At 64.6% G+C, this 5020-nt stretch carries 4 protein-coding genes and 1 pseudogene; 1 reads left to right on the top strand and 4 read right to left on the bottom strand.

The window, feature by feature from the left end:
- Positions 1-668 (bottom strand): annotated as a pseudogene (locus AC3XYG_RS26140) (hypothetical protein); the annotation flags it as partial.
- A gap of 163 nt (positions 669-831) precedes the next feature.
- On the opposite strand from AC3XYG_RS26140, the gene AC3XYG_RS26135 reads away from it, so the two are divergent.
- Positions 832-1794 (top strand): hypothetical protein, encoded by a 963-nt coding sequence (locus AC3XYG_RS26135; RefSeq protein ID WP_489142801.1) that lies wholly within the window; start codon positions 832-834, stop codon positions 1792-1794.
- 618 nt (positions 1795-2412) lie between these two features.
- Here AC3XYG_RS26135 and AC3XYG_RS26130 read toward each other — a convergent pair.
- The 3 genes from AC3XYG_RS26130 to AC3XYG_RS26120 all read right to left on the bottom strand — a co-directional run.
- A complete protein-coding gene (locus AC3XYG_RS26130) occupies positions 2413-2793 on the bottom strand; it encodes a VOC family protein (protein ID WP_489142800.1) in 381 nt (126 codons plus the stop codon).
- 531 nt (positions 2794-3324) lie between these two features.
- A complete protein-coding gene (locus tag AC3XYG_RS26125; protein ID WP_489142799.1) occupies positions 3325-3498 on the bottom strand; it encodes a DUF3309 family protein in 174 nt (57 codons plus the stop codon).
- Between the two features lie 262 nt (positions 3499-3760).
- Positions 3761-5020 (bottom strand): response regulator (locus tag AC3XYG_RS26120; protein ID WP_489142798.1); only part of this gene is annotated, 1260 nt, incomplete at its 5' end.

Below are 5020 nucleotides of genomic sequence, written 5' to 3'. Positions count from 1 at the left end.
AATTTGCCGTCGGCTCCGTTCTGGTTCTGGAAGCCATCGCCGCCGGAGGGGGTGCCGCCGCCGCCGCTTGCGAACACGCCGCCGTCGCCACCGTCGGCTCCGGTGAGGCCGTACCCGCCGCCGCCGCCGGCGGTACCGCTGCTGCTGGTGATGCTGTTGCGGCCATTGCCGCCGCGCGCCGAGCCGTCCTGCACGCTGACACCGCTCACCGCCACATGGGCGTCAGCGCCGACGAACAGCGCGCCGCCAAGTCCGGCCCCGCCGCCGCCGGCACCGGCCCCTTTGCCATCCCCGCCTTTGCCGCCCTGGGCGACGGCATCCTTGATGGCGAGATTGTTGATCGCGACCGTGCCGGACTGCACGAACAGGCCACGATACTGGCTATTGCCGGACAAAACAAAGTTGCCGCCATTGACGGTCACGTTCTTGGTCACGGCCGGCAGATTGCCGCCGAGGGTGATGTTGCCGGTGAAGGTGATGGTGTCGCCATCCCCGGCGCTGCTGATGGCGTTCCTCAGCTGGGCATCGCTGGCAACGTTGAAGTTCGCGGCACGGGCGGGGCTGGCCGGCCACGAGACGCCTACGGCGAGGCCCATGACGAGAAGCACGGCCGGCGCCAGGCGGGCCCGTGTCGTTGCGCGACCGTGACTCTGCGAACCGTTGATCAATTCTGCCCCCACCCAGGTAGACTTTCCCAGACCATCTTTGCGGCAGTGCAGGACGGAGCAGTATCCCTCGCGTTTGGAACGCACCGGATTTCTTTGTCTTTTCCAGGAATATGCGAATATGGCATTTGGAAATCGGCAAGTGTCCCGTCAGCAGGAAACTCGAGTGGCACGAGACATCGATCGGAAGTTTCGTCTCACCGCGGCCGTACTGGGTGCGGCCACGCACAAGGATCTCGCCGCCGCCTTTCGGCGCATCAATCCGGCGACGCCGTTCGATGTCGACCGCGCCTACAAATGGATGCAGGGCCGTGCACAGCCGCGCGAGCAGCAGATCTACGAGGACTGGTCCAAGGTGCTCGGCCTGGATCGGCCCGGCCAATGGATCGCGGATTGTGACGTCGAGGCGTTCCTCGACGAGGTTTGCATCCGCCACGGCCGTGACCGCGAGGATCTGCTGCACCGCCTCGATGTGCCCGCCGGCCGCCGCAACAGATCGGGATCCGTCGAACTGGCCGGCACGTTCGTCTGCTACTCACACGCCTGGTCGCCCTATTTTCCCGGTCGGCTCGTCCGGGGCGAGCTGACCGTCGGTGCCGAATCGAGTCCCAATCGGCTGCCGGTCTCCTATACCGAGGTGCTGCCCACCGGCGCCCTGGCGCTCAAGGGCGCCATGTTCCTCTCCAAGCACGGTCTGCATATCCAGGTCGGCGACGTCACGGGCGATGCGCAAGCCATCACCTTCTGCCTGTTCTCGGCGGCTCCGCCCGCCAGCGTCCTGGGCGGATTGATGCTCGGCACGACCCTGATCAGCCCCGATGCCCAGCCCTCGGTGACGCGCGTCGTCCTGGTGCGGCTGCCCGCTGCAAGCATGCATCTGCGTTCAGTCGATGCCTATCTTCCGCGGCAAGCTTCGGTGGCCGAAGACCTGGCTCAGTTTGGCCTGCACGTCGGCGACGCCACGGCCGTCGACCTGCGTCTTGCCGAATTCTTCAATGGAAGCAGCGACGGCTTCGATCAGATCCCCGTATCGGCATACCGCGCGCTGGTGGACCTTTTCGATCGCGATTGGCTCGTGGGCGCGGTGCGGCCCCCCGGATCGCTGCGCGTGATCGCCGGCGGCGCGTGACTGCGCCGCGCGATTGTCACGCTCGATCCTCGGTCAGGTCCTTCGCAAGGTGATGCGGGGTTGCTGACCGAGAGACATCTGTCATCTGACTCATGAAACTGCAAACTGCTTGCAGCAATATCAATCACTTAGCTGCCACAGATTGACACAACTGCTGCAAACTCGAGGATTTCTGCGGACTTTTGGACTGAACGGAACATCACGTGGTCGGGACAAAGCCCGCAGCCGCCTTCCTCCGCTCGGCGCATAAGGGGCTTTGCCACTTTGCGCATGATGGGGATTCTTGAGAGACCCGGAACGACCATTCCCCTCGTCGACATGAATTCAGCCTCAGGGAAGCTCCCACCGGCCGGCAAACGGCTCGGGGCCGCGTTGCATGAGGAGTACCTCGATCCCTGCCGCAGACAGCGTAAAGATCACGAGGTCGACCGGTGATCGGCCTTCCATTAAGTACATTACCTTGGAGGTGAATATGAGGGGTGTACGTGCTACATCATGCTAGCATCGCAGGCGGGAAGCCGATGGTCGGACGTCCCAGACGCGCGATAGGCGGCCACCGCGTCCATGCCCCGAAACCGGACATCGATCGGATCGGCCGATCCCGCCCTTAGATCATTTTCAGCTCCAGGAATTGGCGTTCTCTGGGAATCCAGGACGCTGCACCCGTACGACGCAGAAGCGCTGGCCAGTCGGCGCCTGCATCACCACCCAGCGATCCAAGCGATTGACCACGTCGGCCCCCAGTTCCTCCAGACGTGCTACTTCGGCAGGGATGTCGTCAGTCTCAATGTCCAGATGGATTCGGCTTTCGTGGTCTACGCGTTGGATCTGCACGATAGGCTCGTTGAGTGGGGTTTCCAGCATGCGATAGTTGCCGCGGCTGCCCGGGTGGTCGTGGTCCACGCAGCGCCCCAACGCTTCGCCCCAGAAGCGTGCGGCCTCGTCCACATCGGATGTCTTGCAGTCGATCAACACGGCACATAGGCGGGAACGGTGCATCTTACTGCCCTTATGTGAACCTGACTGAAGTGCGTCATCGGAGGCATCGCGGCCAGCCTTCCCATAGCGGACGTCGTCCGATCGGGCCGTGTCACGTTGCGGCGACGAGCTGAGTCAGACGATGAACCATCAAGTTCGGGGTAGCGGCTGGAGCCAAACAGGCCGGTCCCGACGGACAAGTTCGATATCCGAGTCCCGGAAGGCGGTGACGAATGTGAACGGGATCTTCCGCTCCGCCAGCGCATCAGCCGCCGCGAAGACCCTGGTTTTCTCATCCAGGGAATTGGGTCGAGCAGCGCCGCATCGAGCTGCTCGGGCTCCGCAAGCGCCACGGCTTCGGGCTGGGTCGCGACCCGAAAGTCCGAAGACCAGTCGCTGTCGGCTGCGGTGCTTACCGAAGGCCGCCATATCCAGCCATTGCGGCGACGCCGCCGAAGCAGAGGGGGCGCCGCGTTCGGAAACTAATCATGCCGCGACCCGGCAACCAACCGGATCGCGGCCGGTCGACACGCAAGCTGTACAGACGGTCGGCTAGACTCGTCCCATGCTGCCCAGGCCGCCGAGCAGCCACAACACCACGAGAATGAGGACGACCACGCCCAGGACTCCGCCGAGGCCGGCCCCACCGTAGCGCCCATGGGCATAGTAACCGCCGCCGCCGCCGAACAGCAGAAGCACGATGATGATGATGACAATTGTGCTCATGGCCTGTTACCTCACTGGATTTTGATCACGGTCCGGGGCCGGGGACTAATTCGCCATTTCTCCGACGCATCTGCGTTGGCGCTGCCTCCGATATCCCAATTATGGTGGGGCGGGCACCATGACGGCAGCATCGGAAAGTACTCAATCCGATCCAGCCTTTTCGGCTAGTGTTGGATCGTATTCTGATCCTGTATTTTGGAAGCGAGTGGCCAGAGCGGGCGTTGCCGCGGACACATTCCGATAGGCGTTTCGATTGACCGAATCAGACCAACGGCTCACCCGCACCCGTCCAGGCGGCGGCCAGCGCCAGGCGGGCCAAGGCCGGAAGAGACTTCGAATCCGTCTTCTTCATGATCGCGGCACGATGGTTCTCGACCGTGCGCTGGCTGATACCGAGATCCGCGGCGATGTTCTTGCTGGGATGTCCGGCGAGGACCAGCGCCATGATCTGGCGCTGGCGCGCGCTCAGCCCCGCGACGTGGTCGGCCGCGGCCTCCCGCCAAGCGACCAGCTTGTTCGCATCGCGCGACTGTTCGAGGGCGCGCTCGACGCCGGCAAGCAGGTCGCTGTGGCCGACCGGCTTCTCGATGAAGTCGGAAGCGCCGGCCTTCATGGCCTGTACCGCCATCGACACGTCGCTGTTGCCGGTGATCATGATGGCCGGCAGCCGGTGGCCGTCGTCTTTCAGCCGCTGCAGCAGTTCGAGCCCGCTCATCCCCGGCAAAACCGCATCGACCAGGAGGCAGGCGGCACGCCCCGGGCGATAGGCATCGAGGAAGGCCTCACAGGACGCATAGTCCTCGACGGTCCGGCCGTCCTCCTCGAGCACGGCACGCATGCCGTCACGGACATGGCTGTCGTCATCGACGACGAAGATGATCGGCTTCTGCAGGAGGCCAGCCACTGCGGCAGGACCGGGCACCTGCTGCGGCGCCGCGGGTGGCTCGGTCGCCAGCAGGCGCTGGATCGCCTGTGTCAGTTCCTTCAGCTTCACGGGCTTGTTGAGCTGCACGCAGTCCTGGCGGGCGATGTCGCGCAAGGTATCGGTCGAGATGTCGCCAGTCAGGATGATGACCGGGACCCGGCGATGCAGCGTCTCACGCAGCCTGGCGGTGACCTGGAGCCCGTCCATGCCGCCCGGCAGGTTGTAGTCGGCCAGGATGAGGTCGGGCCGGATCGTCCCCCGAGCCACCAATTCCAGCGCGGCGACGCCATCCGGTGCCGCTGTCGCACGATGGCCCTCGTCCTTCAGGAAGAGTTCGAGGAGCCCGCGCACCTCGGGATCGTCCTCGACGACCAGGATCGTGCCGGAGCGATGGACATTGTCCGCGATCCCGTCGTCGCTGCAGTGGCGATAGCGGTCGTGCGGCGACCAGGCTTCGCCTTGCGGCAGCCTGACCTCGATGGCAAAGGCGGAGCCCTTGCCCGGCTGGGAGCGGACATGCACCCGATGGCCGAGCAGATGTCCCAGGCGCTGCACGATGGACAGGCCCAGGCCAAGCCCGCGGCTCCGCTCACGCGC

The organism is Inquilinus sp. (assembly GCF_057815775.1).
The sequence above is the reverse complement of the archived record's forward strand: the minus strand, read 5'-3'. Positions and strand labels throughout refer to the sequence as shown.